The 15,126-nt window shown below is 73.3% G+C and carries 9 protein-coding genes and 2 pseudogenes; 4 read left to right on the top strand and 7 right to left on the bottom strand.

Going from position 1 to position 15,126, the window contains the following annotated elements:
• Window positions 1-405: 405 nt before the first annotated feature.
• Window positions 406-1,283, bottom strand: a pseudogene (locus tag ABEB09_RS09095) (aldo/keto reductase).
• Complete coding sequence (locus tag ABEB09_RS09090; RefSeq protein ID WP_345688911.1) at window positions 1,283-2,188, bottom strand: NAD-dependent epimerase/dehydratase family protein; 906 nt, start codon at window positions 2,186-2,188, stop codon at window positions 1,283-1,285. Before ABEB09_RS09090 ends, ABEB09_RS09095 begins: the two are co-directional and overlap by 1 nt.
• A 67-nt stretch (window positions 2,189-2,255) precedes the next feature.
• Between ABEB09_RS09090 and ABEB09_RS09085 the strand changes: the two genes are divergently transcribed.
• The 3 genes from ABEB09_RS09085 to trxA are packed head-to-tail and all read left to right on the top strand — an operon-like array spanning window position 2,256 to window position 3,524.
• Window positions 2,256-2,768, top strand: a complete 513-nt coding sequence (locus ABEB09_RS09085; RefSeq protein ID WP_345688909.1) for an Lrp/AsnC family transcriptional regulator — start codon at window positions 2,256-2,258, stop codon at window positions 2,766-2,768.
• Between the two features lie 28 nt (window positions 2,769-2,796).
• Complete coding sequence (locus ABEB09_RS09080) at window positions 2,797-3,198, top strand: MerR family transcriptional regulator (protein WP_345688907.1); 402 nt, start codon at window positions 2,797-2,799, stop codon at window positions 3,196-3,198.
• Window positions 3,195-3,524 (top strand): thioredoxin, encoded by a 330-nt coding sequence (gene trxA, locus ABEB09_RS09075; RefSeq protein ID WP_345688905.1) that lies wholly within the window; start codon window positions 3,195-3,197, stop codon window positions 3,522-3,524. The genes ABEB09_RS09080 and trxA overlap by 4 nt, the downstream gene beginning before the upstream one ends.
• Here trxA and ABEB09_RS09070 read toward each other — a convergent pair.
• On the bottom strand, window positions 3,511-4,095 hold the full coding sequence (locus ABEB09_RS09070; protein WP_345688903.1) for a DUF6817 domain-containing protein: 585 nt from the start codon (window positions 4,093-4,095) through the stop codon (window positions 3,511-3,513). The two genes, trxA and ABEB09_RS09070, sit on opposite strands and share 14 nt — an antisense overlap.
• A 135-nt stretch (window positions 4,096-4,230) precedes the next feature.
• Here ABEB09_RS09070 and ABEB09_RS09065 point away from each other — a divergent pair, with 135 nt between their 5' ends.
• Entirely contained in the window at window positions 4,231-6,465 is a 2,235-nt protein-coding gene (locus ABEB09_RS09065; RefSeq protein WP_345688901.1) for a HelD family protein, read from the top strand.
• Here the strand turns inward: ABEB09_RS09065 and glgB are convergent.
• The 4 genes and pseudogenes from glgB to ABEB09_RS09045 form a co-directional block, all read right to left on the bottom strand.
• On the bottom strand, window positions 6,452-8,608 hold the full coding sequence (gene glgB, locus ABEB09_RS09060) for a 1,4-alpha-glucan branching enzyme (RefSeq protein ID WP_345688899.1): 2,157 nt from the start codon (window positions 8,606-8,608) through the stop codon (window positions 6,452-6,454). The genes ABEB09_RS09065 and glgB overlap by 14 nt on opposite strands.
• A 771-nt stretch (window positions 8,609-9,379) precedes the next feature.
• Window positions 9,380-10,777 (bottom strand): maltokinase N-terminal cap-like domain-containing protein, encoded by a 1,398-nt coding sequence (locus ABEB09_RS09055; protein ID WP_345688896.1) that lies wholly within the window; start codon window positions 10,775-10,777, stop codon window positions 9,380-9,382.
• 475 nt (window positions 10,778-11,252) lie between these two features.
• A pseudogene (treS, locus tag ABEB09_RS09050) lies at window positions 11,253-12,944 on the bottom strand (maltose alpha-D-glucosyltransferase); the annotation flags it as partial.
• Window positions 12,941-14,929 carry an alpha-1,4-glucan--maltose-1-phosphate maltosyltransferase gene (locus ABEB09_RS09045; RefSeq protein WP_345693881.1) on the bottom strand — a complete coding sequence of 663 codons (1,989 nt, stop codon included), beginning with the start codon at window positions 14,927-14,929 and terminating at the stop codon, window positions 12,941-12,943. The gene ABEB09_RS09045 and the pseudogene treS, both read right to left, overlap by 4 nt.
• Between the last annotated feature and the right edge of the window lie 197 nt (window positions 14,930-15,126).

Below are 15,126 nucleotides of genomic sequence, written 5' to 3'. Positions count from 1 at the left end.
CCCACGGGCGGACGGACCCACCCACCCCCCACCGGGGTGAGCGGCCCACGGGCGGACGGACCCACCCCCCACCGGGGTGAGCGGCCCACGGGCGGACGGACCCACCCACCCCCGGGGTGAGCGGCCCACGGGCGGACGGACCCACCCACCCCACCCCCCCACCGGGGGTCAGTCGCCCACGCACGGGACGGGGGTGGACCGGGGGTCGCGCGCGCAGGATTGGCGGTGCTGGGACGCCTCGCTGTCATGGCCCCGAGCGAGCCAATCTGAGCACGTGACCCCCGGGCCGCCCCCGGACCCACCCACCGTCGTGGCGCGCGGGGCCCTGGGCCGGGGCGGCCGGCCACGCGGGGGCCCGGGGCCCGGGTGGCCGGTCCACAGCGGGCCGGCGGTCGACCGTCCCGGTCAGGGACCCAGCAGGGCCAGTTCGGCCTCCGACAGAGCAAGCGTCGCCGCCTCCGCGGAGGCGCGGGCCGTCTCGGGGCGGCTGGCGCCCGGGATCGGGAGCACCGACGGGGAGCGGCTCAGGAGCCATGCCAGGGCCACCTGCTGCGGCGTGGCGCCGCGCGAGCGGGCCACCCGGTGGAAGGACCCGAACCGCGGGTCCTCCTCCCGCCCCGACGCCCCGTCCAGCGAGCTGCGCGAGATCCCGCCCAGCGGGCTCCACGGCAGGAACGCCAGCCCCAGCTCCGTACAAAGCCGTAGCTCGGCCTCGCTGTCCCGGACGGCGGGGGAGTACTGGTTCTGCACGGACACCAGCCGGGAGCCCAGCACCTCCCGGGCGAGCCGGATCTGCGCCACGTCCACGTTCGAGATCCCGGCCATCCGCACGGTGCCCGCGTCCAGCAGTTCCCGTACGGCGCCCAGGGACTCGGCGTACGGCACGGCCGGGTCCGGCTTGTGCAGCTGGTACAGGCCGATCGCCTCGACCCCGAGCCGCCGCGCCGACGCCTCGGCGGCCCGCCGCAGGTGCCGCGGGTCGCCGTTGACGCTCCACCCCCCGTCCGCGGTCCGGCCACGGCCGCCCTTGGTGGCGACCAGCACGCGGCCGGTGTCGCCGCCGTACGCGGCGAGGGCGCGGGCGACGAGGAGTTCGTTCGCCCGGGTTCGCCCCCCGGCGCGTGGTACGAGTCGGCCGTGTCGATGAGCGTCACGCCCGCGTCGAGCGCCGCGTGGACGGTGGCGAGGGCGCGGGACTCGTCGGGATGCCCCTCGATCGACAGCGGCATGGCACCGAGGCCGATCGCGCTCACCTCGACGCCTCCGATGGAGCGGTACCGCATCAGCGCTGTCCTCCCAGGGTCTCCGAGACGGCCAGGTCCAGCCACTCCGAGGTGTGACGGAACGGGTAACCGAGGGCGGCCGCACGGGAGTTGTCCATGCCGTACGAGCGGGCGAAGGAGAACGGCGACACCGGCCCGGACTTCACCTCGCGGAGAACCACCGTGCCGCCCGTCCACCGTGCGACGGCCGCGCAGATGTCCCGGGTGTGCAGCGGGCCGGGCGCGTGGGCGTTCACGGGGCCGGTGATGTCGGTCCGTTCGGCGAGCCAGGCGAGGAAGTCGGCGATGTCCTCGACGTACACGTAGGTGGCGGGGTGGTTCACGGCCGGTACGGCGATGGGCTCGCCCGTCCGGATCCGGTCCGCGTAGTGGGTGAGCCGGCCGGTGAAGTCGTCGTCGCCGCCCAGCACATGGGCCACGCGCACCGCGGCGAAGGCGGCCGCTGCCGCGGGGTCCTGCGCGAACACGGCCTCGGCCTGGCGCTTGCCCTCGCCGTAGTGGGCGGCGGCGAAGGCGGGGTCGTCCCACGGCAGCGAGAGGTCGACGGCGACGGTGCGCGGGTCGACGGCCTCCTCCCGCAGGGGACGGGGGCTGTCCTCGTGCTCGTACACCTCGACCGTCGAGGTGAGCACGTAGCGCGCGGTGCGCGGGACGAGGACGCGGCGGGCGACGTCCGCCTGGCGCGGGGTGTAGCAGACCTGGTCGAGGACGACGTCGAAGGCGCGCGACCCGAGCGCCGCGCGCAGCGCCGTCTCGTCGTCGCGGTCGGCGACCACGTGCTCGGCGCCGGGCGGCGGCGCGGTGGAGCCGCGGTTGACGACCGTGACGCGGTGGCCGGCGGCGACCAGCCGCTCCACCACCCGTCTCCCGAAGTACCGGCTGCCGCCGATGACGCAGATGCGCACGTCGATCCTCTCCCTCTCGCAGTGGATCAAGTGTTACGTTGACCGGCCGCGTCCTGAAGGGGGAAACATGGGTGTTGGGGCCGAGGCGCCGAAGGAACAGCGGTCCTCGCGCGGTGCCGCCGAGGAAACCGCGGCGACCGCCTTCGACCAGGTCGACCGGCAGATCCTGGAACAGGTCCAGCTCGACGGGCGGGTCAAGTTGAGCGAACTGGGCCGCCGGGTACGGCTCAGCCCGGCGGCCGTCACGGAACGGCTCCGCCGGCTGGAGGCGTGCGGCGCCGTCACCGGATACGGCGCCCATGTCGCCCCGGCGCGGCTCGGGTACGGGATCCAGGCGTTCGTCCGGGTCAACCCGCACGGCGGCTACACCCTCAAGCACCCGAGGACCCTGGAGCTGCTGGCGCGGCCCGAGATCCTGGAGGCGCACCACGTGGTGGGGGAGGACTGCTGGATCCTGAAGGTCGCGGTGCGGGACACGGTCCACCTGGAGGAGGTCCTGGAGCAGACGTCGGCGCTGGGCCGGACGACGACGTCGATCGTGCTGTCGTCGCCGCTGGAGCGGAAACCGCTGTTGCCTTGACGTCGACGTCACGTCGTAGGTTCGGGGCATGCGAATCGGCGAACTGGCGCGGCGCGCCGGGGTGACCACGCGCACCCTGCGCTACTACGAGTCCCGGGGCCTGCTGCCCGCGCGGCGTACGGAGCGGGGGCACCGCACGTACGACGAGGCGGACCTGCGGCTGCTCCGGCAGATCCGCACGCTCCAGGACTTCGGGTTCGACCTGGAGGAGACCCGCCCGTTCGTCGACTGCCTGCGCGCGGGACACCCCGCGGGCGACGCCTGCCCGGCCTCGCTGGCCGTCTACCGGCGCAAGCTGGCGGAGCTGGACGCGCTGATGGACCGGCTCCGCTCGGTCCGCGACCAGGTGGGCACCCACCTCGCGCTCGCCGAGGCGGCGCTGCGCGAGGCACCCGAACCACGCTGCGCCTTCGGAGGAGAGACGACATGAAGCAGGTCACGGACGCGACGTTCACCACGGAGGTCCTGGAGGCCGACCGGCCGGTCCTCGTCGAGTTCACCGCCACGTGGTGCGGCCCGTGCCGCCAACTGGCCCCCGTTCTTGCCCAGATCGCCACGGAGGAGGAGGCCCGCCTGAAGGTGGTCGAGATCGACGTCGACACGAACCCGGAAACGGTGTCCCGCTACGCCGTCCTGTCGACCCCCACCCTTCTCCTCTTCCACGCGGGCGAACCGATCAAGTCCCTGGTGGGCGCCCGCCCGAAGCGCATCCTCCTCCAGTCCCTGGAGGACGCCCTGGCCATCACCGCGAACTGACGCGCACCGCCGGGCCGTGGCCGTGCGGCCGCCCCAGCACCCCCCGTACCTCCTCCCAGGCGGCGTCCGTCAGGAGGGGTCGGAGGCGGGTGAAGAGGGTCAGGAGGTCCGGGGCCCACCGGGTGTGGAATTCGGGGCTGGCGGTGGCGATGTCCAGTTCGTTCGCCGCCGTCAGTTCCGCGACGCCGCGGCGTTGGCGCGTGGTCGGGGTGAACGTCTCGCCCGTGAAGCGGTCCCGGTACGGGCCGTCGGGGAGGTGCAGGGCCGGATACGTGGCCTCGCGGTCGCAGCTCGCGTAGAGGTACACCAGTGCCTCCGCCTCCTCGCCGATCGCCGCGCGCAGTTCTGCTCGGCGCTCCAGCGGCAGCAGGGAGACGGCGAAGCCGTCCGTGCCGTAGAACGCGTGGCACAGCCCCGCGAGTCGCAGCTCCGGGCGGGCGCCCCAGGCGGCGAGCCGGTCCCGTACGCGCAGCAGATGCGCCAGCAGGGTGCCGCCGGGGTGTTCCCTCCCCTCGGCCCCGCATGCCCGGAGCAGCGCGATCGCCGCCTCTTCCGCCGTTCCGTGCCCCATGAGTCCCCCCGAAACAACAAAACCCCGGGTCTGTTTGACAGCCGGGGCAATTCCTCGCGTATATTCGATGTTTCCGTGTGCGCGCAGCACAAAGTGCACGCGGTTATTCGGTAAACGGACTTTATCGCGCGGGGAGTGGAATTGTCAACCGGGAAATCCGAGGAAATTCGGAACGAGCAGCGATTCATCAGCGAGCTGTACGCCCGGCTCGACGTCCTGCGCGAGCAGGCCGCGGCCGCCGTGCGGGCCGCGCTCAAGGACACCGGCACCGGCCTCCAGGCGCGCCTGGAGCGCGACGTCCTCGTCGCCGAGCAGTCCGGGCTGCTCGCCGCGTACGACGCCGGCGACAACGGCCTCTGCTTCGGACGCCTCGCGTTCCGCGACGGCCGCGACCACCACATCGGCCGCATCGGCATCCGCGACGACGACCCCGACCGCACCCCGCTCGTCGTCGACTGGCGCGCCGACATCGCCCGCCCGTTCTACCTGGCCACCGGCCACACCCCGATGGGCCTCGCCCGCCGCCGCCACATCACCACCAAGGGCCGCGAGGTCGCCGCCCTCCACGACGAGATCCTCGACCTCGACGACCGCACCCGCACCGGCCACGAGGGCCACGACGCCGACGAGGTCCTGCTCGCCGCGCTGGACGCCGCCCGCACCGGCCGCATGCACGACATCGTGCAGACCATCCAGGCCGAGCAGGACCGCATCATCCGCGCCCCGCGCCGCGGCGTCCTCGTCGTCGAGGGCGGCCCCGGCACCGGCAAGACCGCCGTCGCCCTGCACCGCGCGGCCTACCTCCTGTACGCGCACCGCGAGCAGCTCGCCCGCCGCGCCGTCCTCATCGTCGGCCCCAACCCGGCCTTCCTCGGCTACATCGGCGAAGTCCTGCCCAGCCTCGGCGAGACCGGCGTCCTGCTGGCCACCCCCGCCGAGCTGTTCCCCGGCGTCCGCGCCACCGGCACCGACAGCCCGGAGGCCGCCGAGATCAAGGGCCGCGCCGCCATGGCGGACGTCCTCGCCCGGTTCCTGCACGACCAGCAGACCGTCCCGCCCACCGAGGACCCGCTGCGGATCGACCACGAGGACTACGGCACCCTCCTCCTGGACCGGAACACCGCCGAGGACGCCCGCTGGGACGCCCGCGCCACCGGCCTGCCCCACGACCTGGCCCGCCCCCGCTTCGCCACCCGCGTCATCGACGCGCTCACCGCCCAGCTCGCCGACCGCCTCGGCGCCGACCCGCTCGGCGGCCCCAACCTCCTCGACCCGTCCGACATCGCCCAGCTCGGCAAGGAGATCGCCGCCAGCGCCGAGGTGCACGCGGCGATCGACGAGCTGTGGCCCACGCTCACCGCGCAGCAGCTCGTCGCCCGCTTCCTCGCCGACCCGTACGGCTACCTCCCCGACGGCGAGGCCGAGTTCGTCCGCCGCGCCTCCGGCCCCTGGACCGAGGCCGACGTACCGCTCCTCGACGAGGCCGCCGAACTCCTCGGCGAGGACGACTCGGCCGCCCGCGCCGCCGCCGAACGGGCCCGCGCCGAGCGCATCGCCTACGCCCAGGGCGTCCTCGACGTCTCCTACGCCTCCCGGACGTACGAGTTCGAGGACGAGGAGTCCGAGGTGCTGGCCGCCCACGACGTCATCGACGCCGAGCGGTTCGCCGAGCGCCACGAGGAGGCCGACCACCGCAGCGCCGCCGAGCGCGCCGCCGCCGACCGCACCTGGGCGTTCGGGCACATCATCGTGGACGAGGCGCAGGAGCTGTCCGCGATGGCGTGGCGGCTGCTCATGCGCCGCGTCCCCACCCGTTCGATGACCCTCGTCGGCGACCCGGCCCAGACCGGCGCCCCGGCCGGCTGCGGCTCCTGGCAGGACATCCTCGCCCCGTACGTCGGCGACCGCTACGAGCACGTCCGGCTCGGCGTCAACTACCGCACGCCCGCCGAGATCATGGAGGTCGCCGCCCAGGTGCGGCGGTCCGACGACCCGGGCTTCGTACCGCCCCGCTCGATCCGCTCCACCGGCGTACCGCCCTGGGAGGCCACGGCCGACGACCTCACCGCGGCCGTCGCCGACGCGGTGGCCCGCGAACTGCCCGCCGAGGGCCGCCTCGCCGTCATCGCCCCCGCCGGCCACCACGCGTCCCTCGCCGCCGCACTCCCGGACGCCGCCCACGGCCCGAACCCCGACCTGATCCGTCCCGTCGTCCTCCTCGACCCGCGGCAGGCGAAGGGCCTGGAGTTCGACACCGTGATCGTCGCCGACCCGGACGGGATCCGCGGCGCCGGGCCGCACGGCGTCAACGACCTCTACGTGGCGTTGACCCGCGCGACCCAGCGCCTCGGCATCGTCAGGCCGGCCTGAACCACACCGTCGCCAGCGGCGGCAGCGTCATCCGGACGCCGTCCGGCTCCCGCTTCACCGGGTCGGCGTTCCGCACGTCGCTGCCGCCGTAGCGCGCCGCGTCCGTGTTGAGGACCTCCACCCAGGCGGGGACGCCCTCCGGCGCCCACAGCCGGTAGTCCTCACGCACCACCGGCGAGAAGTTGCTCACCGCCAGCAGCGGGGCGCCCTTCGCGTCGTACCGCAGGAACGCGAACACGTTGTCGTCGGCCGCGTCGCCCAGCGCCCACTGGAAGCCCTCCGGGACGGTGTCCCGCTCCCACAGCGCGGGCGTCGCGGCGTACACCCGGTTCAGGTCACGCACCAGGTCGCGCATGCCCCGGTGGTCGCCCGCCGAGTGGTAGTCGTCCTCCAGCAGCCACCACTCGGGCCCGTGCGCCTCCGACCACTCCGCCCCCTGCGCGAACTCCTGCCCCATGAACAGCAGCTGCTTGCCGGGGTGCGCCCACATGAAGCCCAGGTACGCGCGGTGGTTGGCGCGCCGCTGCCACCAGTCGCCCTGCATCTTCGACACCAGCGCCTGCTTGCCGTGCACGACCTCGTCGTGCGAGATGGGCAGGACGTAGTTCTCGCTGTACGCGTACACCATCGAGAACGTCATCTCGTTGTGGTGGTACTTGCGGTGCACCGGCTCCTTCGACACGTACACCAGCGAGTCGTGCATCCAGCCCATGTTCCACTTCAGGCCGAAGCCCAGGCCGCCGTGTTCCGTCGGCCGGGTCACGCCGTCCCACGCCGTGGACTCCTCGGCGATCGTCACGACGCCCGGGCAGCGCCGGTAGACGGTGGCGTTCATCTCCTGGAGGAAGCGGACGGCGTCGAAGTTCTCGCGCCCGCCGTACTCGTTGGGCGCCCACTCGCCGTACTCGCGGGAGTAGTCCAGGTAGAGCATCGACGCGACCGCGTCCACGCGGAGGCCGTCGATGTGGAACTCCTCGCACCAGTACACCGCGTTGGCGACGAGGAAGTTGCGGACCTCCGTGCGCCCGTAGTCGAACTCCAGGGTGCCCCAGTCCGGGTGCTCGGCCCGCCGCGGGTCCGGGTGCTCGTACAGCGGCGTCCCGTCGAACCGGGCCAGCGCCCAGTCGTCCTTCGGGAAGTGCGCCGGCACCCAGTCGACGATCACCCCGATGCCCGCCCGGTGCAGCGCGTCCACCAGGTACCGGAAGTCGTCGGGCGTGCCGAGCCGCGCCGTCGGCGCGTAGTACGAGGTGACCTGGTAGCCCCACGAAGGGCTGTACGGGTGCTCGGCCACCGGCATCAGCTCGACGTGTGTGAAGCCCAGGTCCTTCACGTACGCGGGCAGCTCCTCGGCGAGTTCGCGGTACGTCAGCCCCGGCCGCCAGGACGGCAGGTGCACCTCGTACACGGAGAACGGCGACAGGTGCACCGGGCGGTCGCCGCGGTGCGCCATCCACTCCTCGTCCTGCCACACGTGGTCGGAGGACGTGACGACGGAGGCGGTCTCCGGCGGGCACTGCGTACGGCGGGCCATGGGGTCGGCGCGCAGCGAGTGGTGACCGTCGGGTCCGACGACCTCGAACTTGTAGAGCGTGCCCTCGCCGATGCCGGGCAGGAACAGCTCCCACACCCCGCTCGCGCCGAGCGACCGCATGGGCAGCCCCGTGCCGTCCCAGTACGTCCAGTCACCGGCGAGCCGCACGCCCCGCGCGTTGGGGGCCCAGACGGTGAAGCGCGTCCCCGCGACGCCCTGATGGGTCATCACATGGGCGCCGAGCGCCCGCCACAGCTCCTCGTGCCGGCCCTCCCGGACGAGATGCAGGTCCAGCTCACCCAGGGCGGGCAGGAACCGGTAGGGGTCGTGGACCTCCAGGTCACCCGACGCGTACGACACGGACAGCCGATAGTCGTCCGGCACGCCGGCGAGGGGCAGCACGCCGGAGAACAGCCCGTCCCCGTCGTCGTGCAGCGCGGTGCGCGACCCGTCGCCGAGCAGCACGGCCACGCCCGTCGCGTACGGCCGCAACACCCGGAACGCCACACCATTGGCCACCCGGTGGGCTCCCAGCAGCCCGTGCGGATCGTGGTGCTCCCCGGCGAGCAGCCGCTCCCGGTCCCACCCCTCGACAGGCGCGGCGACCACCCCGCCGGCCCCTCCTCTACGAGGCCGGGGCGGCGCGCCGACAGCACCTCCGCCACTGGCCGTTCCGGCCGTGCCGGCGCCTCCGGCCCCCCGGCCGGTGGCGGTCCGGCCTGTTGCGCGGCCTGCGGGGGAGGCGGCCACCGCGGCGGGTTCGCGTGCGGCGGACGGGGACGCCGCGGCGGCCGGCTCCCGCCCGGCGCCGACGTCGGCCGGACCGGCCGCCGCTGTCCCGGCGGCCTGGCCAGTGGTGGGCCGGCCCGTCGGGCGCGCGGCCGCGTTCCCGGCCACCGCCGCCCCGGCCCCGGCGGGTACGCGCCGGTGCGGGTCGGCCTGGCCGGTGGCCGCGGCGGCGGTCGTCGTGATGGTCGGGTCCTGGCCGGTGGCCGCGGCCGCTGGACCGGCTGCGGCCTCGCCGGCGGCGGTTCGGCCCGCCACGCGAGGGGACGCGCCCGTGGTGCCCGCCGTCCGGCTCCCGGCCGGTGCGGGCTTGGGCGGTGCCGTCGCCGTGTCGGCCGCCTGGTCGGTGGTGGTGCGCGCGGTCCCGGGCCCGGCCGGTGCGGATGCGTCGGCCTGTCCGGCCGCCTGGCCGGTGGCGGGGCGGCCCGTCGCGCGGGTGGCCGGGGGCGCCGTGGCCCCCGCCGCGGTGGTCCCTTCGTGCGGGGCGCGGGCCTCCGCCGGGGCCGGTGCGGGCCCGGTCGGTGGGGTGGGCTTCGGGGCCGGGTTGCGGGTGGGGCGGCGGGGGGTCACGGGGGGAGGCCTCCTCGGGGGCGGTTACGTCAGGGGGTCGGGGGAGGGCTGCGCGGCCAGGCGGCGGATCGCCGCCATCGGCACCGGCAGCCAGTCGGGGCGGTGCCTGGCCTCGTACACGACCTCGTACACGGCCTTGTCCGTCTCGTAGGCGCGCAGCAGGGCGCGTTCGGCGCGCGGGTCGTGGCCGGACGCCTCGGCGTAGCCGGAGCAGTAGGCGTCGCGGCAGCGCTCCGCCCAGTCCGCGTTCCACGGGCGGTGCGAGTGGGCCGCGTAGTCGAAGGAGCGCAGTATCCCGGCGACGTCCCGTACCGGCGGCTGCGGCCGGCGGCGCTCGGTGAGCGGCTTCGTGGGCTCCCCCTCGAAGTCGATCACCGCCCAGTCGCCGCCGGGCGTGCGCAGCGTCTGCCCCAGGTGCAGGTCGCCGTGGATGCGCTGGGCCCGCCAGGTGCCGCCGTCCTCCGCGAGTTCGGCGACCGCCTCGAAGGCGGCCCGCAGACCAGGGACGTACGGCATGAGCGCGGGCACCGCCTGGGTGGCGGCGTCGAGCCTGCGGCTCATCGCGACGGCCACGTTCTGCGCCTGGGCGCGGGCGAGCGTGACCGTCGGCAGGGCGGCGGCCAGCGCGGTGTGCACCTCGGCGGTCGCGCGGCCGAGCGCGTGCGCCTCCTTGGTGAAGTCCCGCCCCGCCGCGAGCGCGTCGAGGGCGAGCTGCCAGCCGTCCTGCGACCCGCGCAGGTACGGCTGGAGCACACCGAGCGTGGCGCCGTCCGGGCGGCCGGCCCCCGACTCGTACCAGGCGACGGGCGCGGGCACCCGCGCGCAGCCCGCCCGGGACAGCGCGAGCGGCAGCTCCAGGTCGGGGTTGGCGCCCGAGTGGATCCGCCGGAAGATCTTCAGGATGTACGCATCGCCGTAGACGAGCGAGGAGTTGGACTGCTCGGCGTCCAGGACGCGGGGCGCCAGGCCGTCCGGGATGGAGACCGTGCGGTGGAACTGCAGCGGCCCGATCGGGCCCGGGGTGCGCAGCCGCTCCAGGATGAGGGAGGCGAGCCGCGGGTCCATCAGCGCCTCGTACACCGCCCGCCCGGCGAGCGGCCCTTCGGCGACATGCCCGATGAGCGCGGGCGCGAGCTGCGGTGGCAGCGTCTCCCGTACGCCCAGCAGCAGCTGGTAGCAGTCGCCGGGGGCGGCCCCGGACGTGGCGAGACCCGGCTGCTGGACGCGGACCAGCAGGTGCAGCAGGCCCGGCCCGGCCGTGTCGACGGGCAGCAGCTCGGTCGCCGACACGAGCGCGAAGCCCGTGACGGGTCGTCCCTTCCCGGCGAACCACCGCCTGCGGGGAAGCCATTCATGGAGCAGCGGCACGAGCGACGGCAGCAGGGCGACCGGTGCCCGGGCGGTGGATGCGGTCTCCGACATGGCAGCGCGTCCTTTCCCCGGGTACTACAGAATGCACGGAACGTGCAGAGTGTCCCGGAATGCGGCATGGGCTGTCCGGCTGTGCGGGACGTGTCGGGCGGGGATGGTCCTTATAGACCCGAATCGACGTATGAGGGGGACAGTGCCCAGGGTGGAGCGGGGGAAACTCCCGCCCGGTCGCGTCCTCGGGCCGGCCCGGTCGGGGTGGCCGAAAGACGCGAGACTCCGTCGCGGAGGGTCGCTCACGGACGGTGCGGAGGTGGGGATGTGGGTGGTGCGGAGGGGCGACGGGCGCCGGGTCGGTGCCTCAGCGCCGCGAGACGCCGGACGGCGTGGACGCGTCGGGCGCGACCGGCGCGACGGGCGTCGTGGACCGCACGGACAGCGTGGGCCCGCCGGCCGAGGACGACTTCGCCGGCTTCGACGGCTTCACGGACCTGGCGGACTTGGTGCCCGCCTTCGTGGGCAGCACCGTGTCCTTGCGCAGCCGGAACCAGTAGAAGCCGTGCCCCGCGAGCGTGAGCAGGTACGGCCACTCGCCGATCGCCGGGAAGCGCACCCCGCCGATCAGCTCCACCGGGTGCAGCCCGTTGAACCGCCGCAGGTCCAGTTCCGTCGGCTGCGGGAAGCGCGAGAAGTTGTGCACGCACATCACCAGGTCGTCGCCGTACTCCCGGAGGAACGCGAGGACCGCCGGGTTGGACGACGGCAGTTCGGTGTACGAGCCGAGCCCGAACGCCGGGTTCTGCTTACGGATCTCGATCATCCGGCGCGTCCAGTGCAGCAGCGACGACGGGGACGCCATCGACGCCTCCACGTTCGTCACCTGGTAGCCGTAGACCGGGTCCATGATGGTCGGCAGGTACAGCCGGCCGGGGTCGCACGACGAGAAGCCCGCGTTGCGGTCGGGCGTCCACTGCATCGGGGTGCGCACCGCGTCCCGGTCGCCCAGCCAGATGTTGTCGCCCATGCCGACCTCGTCGCCGTAGTAGAGGATCGGCGAGCCGGGCAGGGACAGCAGCAGCGCGGTGAACAGCTCGATCTGGTTGCGGTCGTTGTCGAGCAGCGGGGCCAGCCGCCGCCGGATGCCGATGTTGGCGCGCATCCGCGGATCCTTGGCGTACTCCGCGTACATGTAGTCGCGCTCCTCGTCGGTGACCATCTCCAGGGTCAGCTCGTCGTGGTTGCGCAGGAAGATGCCCCACTGGCAGTTCGCCGGGATCGCCGGCGTCTTGGCCAGGATTTCCGAGACGGGGTAGCGGGACTCGCGGCGCACGGCCATGAAGATCCGCGGCATGACCGGGAAGTGGAACGCCATGTGGCACTCGTCGCCGCCGGCCGCGAAGTCGCCGAAGTAGTCGACGACGTCCTCGGGCCACTGGTTCGCCTCCGCGAGGAGCACCGTGTCCGGGTAGGCGGCGTCGATCTCCTTGCGGACCCGCTTGAGGAAGGCGTGCGTCGCGGGCAGGTTCTCGCAGTTGGTGCCCTCCTCCTGGTAGAGGTACGGCACGGCGTCGAGGCGGAAGCCGTCGATGCCCAGGTCCAGCCAGAACCGCAGCGCGGACAGGATCTCCTGCTGCACGGCGGGGTTCTCGTAGTTCAGGTCCGGCTGGTGCGAGAAGAACCGGTGCCAGTAGTACTGCTTGCGGACCGGGTCGAAGGTCCAGTTCGACGTCTCGGTGTCGACGAAGATGATCCGCGCGTCCTGGAACTGCTTGTCGTCGTCGGCCCAGACGTAGTAGTCGCCGTACGGCCCGTCGGGGTTGGCGCGGGACTCCTGGAACCACGGGTGCTGGTCGCTGGTGTGGTTCATCACGAAGTCGATGATCACCCGCATGCCGCGCTGGTGGGCGGCGTCCACGAACTCCACGAAGTCCGCCAGGTCGCCGAACTCCGGCAGCACCGCCGTGTAGTCCGACACGTCGTAACCGCCGTCGCGCAGCGGGGACTTGAAGAACGGCGGCAGCCACAGGCAGTCGATCCCGAGCCACTGGAGGTAGTCCAGTTTGGCCGTGAGGCCCTTGAGGTCGCCGACGCCGTCGCCGTTGCTGTCCTGGAAGGAGCGGACCAGTACCTCGTAGAAGACGGCCCGCTTGAACCAGTCGGGATCCCGGTCCTTGGCGGGGGTGTCCTCGAACGTGTCGTGGACGGGCTCGTTCACGGTCATGATGTGGGTGACCCTCCGATCGGCGGGGACGGTCGCAGGACGGTGAGCACGTGCGCGGGCGTCACGCCCGGCTCTAGGCGCACGTAGTTGGTCCTGCCCCAGTGATAGGTCTCGCCGGTGAGCTCGTCGCGCACCGGCACGGTCTCGTGCCAGTCGAGGCCGAGTTCCGGCATGTTCAACGAAACCGTCGCTTCCTGGGTGTGGTGGGGGTCGAGGTTCACGACCACCAGAACCACGTTCGATCCCGACCGTTTGCCGTACGCGATGACGGCGTCGTTGTCGGCATGGTGGAAGCGGAGGTTCCGCAGCTGGCGCAGCGCGGGGTTCCGGCGCCGCAGCCGGTTCAGGGTGGTGATCAGCGGGGTGATGGTGCGGCCCTCGCGCTCCGCCGCCTCCCAGTCGCGCGGACGCAGCTGGTACTTCTCCGAGTCGAGGTACTCCTCGCTCCCTTCCCGCAGCGGCGTGTTCTCGCACAGCTCGTAGCCGGCGTACACGCCCCACGTCGGGGAGAGCGTCGCCGCCAGCACGGCCCGCACCTCGAACGCGGGCCGCCCGCCGTGCTGGAGGTAGGCGTGCAGGATGTCCGGGGTGTTCACGAAGAAGTTCGGCCGCATGCAGGCGGCGGCGTCCCCCGACAGCTCGGTCAGGTACTCGGTCAGCTCCGCCTTGGTGTTGCGCCAGGTGAAGTAGGTGTACGACTGCTGGAAGCCGATCGCGGCGAGCGTGTGCATCATCGCGGGCCGGGTGAACGCCTCGGCCAGGAAGATGACGTCCGGGTCGGTGCGGTTGATGTTCGCGATGACCTTCTGCCAGAACACCACGGGCTTGGTGTGCGGGTTGTCCACCCGGAAGATCCGCACACCGTGTGCCATCCAGTGCCGCAGGACCCGCACGGTCTCGCGGACCAGGCCGCGCATGTCGGCGTCGAACGCGATCGGATAGATGTCCTGGTACTTCTTCGGCGGGTTCTCCGCGTACGCGATCGTCCCGTCGGCCCGGTGGTGGAACCACGCGGGGCGCTTCTTCACCCACGGGTGGTCGGGCGAGCACTGCAGCGCGAAGTCGAGGGCGACCTCCATGCGCAGCTCACGCGCGCGCGCCACGAACGCGTCGAAGTCGTCCAGCGTGCCCAGGTCCGGGTGGACGGCGTCGTGGCCGCCCTCCGCCGAGCCGATCGCCCACGGCACGCCCGGATCGCCGGGCCCGGCCGTCAGCGCGTTGTTCGGGCCCTTGCGGTGCGTCGTGCCGATCGGGTGGATCGGCGGCAGGTACACCACGTCGAAACCCATCGCGGCGACGGCCGGCAGCCGCTCGGCCGCCGTGCGGAACGTGCCGGACACCAGGCGGCCGTTCTCGAAGCGGGCGCCCTCGGAGCGGGGGAACATCTCGTACCACGCCCCGAACAGCGCCCGTTCGCGCTCCACCAGCAGCGGCAGCCGCTTCGAGGCGGTGACCAGTTCCCGCAGCGGGTGCCGGGCCAGCGCGTCCGTCACCTCGGCCGCCAGGGCGGCGGCGAGCCGCTCGGCGGGGGTGCGGCGTACGTCGCGCAGGGCGTCCACCGCGGCGAGCACCGCCTCGCGGCCCTCGTCCTTCGGCACGCCCTCGGCGGCCCGTTCGTGCAGCGCCGCGCCGTCGGCCAGCACCAGGTCCGTGTCGATGCCCGCCGGGACCTTGATGCCGGCCTGGTGGCGCCAGGTGGCGACCGGATCGCTCCACGCCTCGACGCAGTACGTCCAGCGGCCCTCGCAGGTGGGGGTGACCTCGGCGCCCCACCGGTCCGTGCCGGGCGCCAGCTCTCTCATCGGGGTGAACGGTCCGGGCCGGCCCGACGGGTCCACCAGGACCACATTGGCGGAGACCGCGTCATGGCCTTCGCGGAAGACCGTGGCGGTGACCTGGAAGGTCTCGCCGGTCACGGCTTTGGCGGGCCTTCTGCCGCAGTCGACCAGCGGGCGGACGTCCAGCACGGGAATGCGGCCAATCAGCGAGTTCACAGCATCACCTGAGGGTTGCTTACGGGGTATCGCTCTTTGTAACTGCTCTGTTGACGCATGGCGTGGCGCAGGCATCACCGCTCCTCTCCGGGTTCACTCGGGTGGGCGGGTACCGGAGGAGCCTTCCCACACCTCTCGGGTGGGCAATCCGGGGGTTCCCAACTACCGGGAGGTAGCCCCCGTGAGGC

This window comes from Streptomyces coeruleoprunus (assembly GCF_039542925.1).
Classification (GTDB): Bacteria; Actinomycetota; Actinomycetes; order Streptomycetales; family Streptomycetaceae; genus Streptomyces; species Streptomyces coeruleoprunus.
Note: the sequence above shows the minus strand (reverse complement) of the source record. Positions and strands in the feature narration are given on the sequence as shown.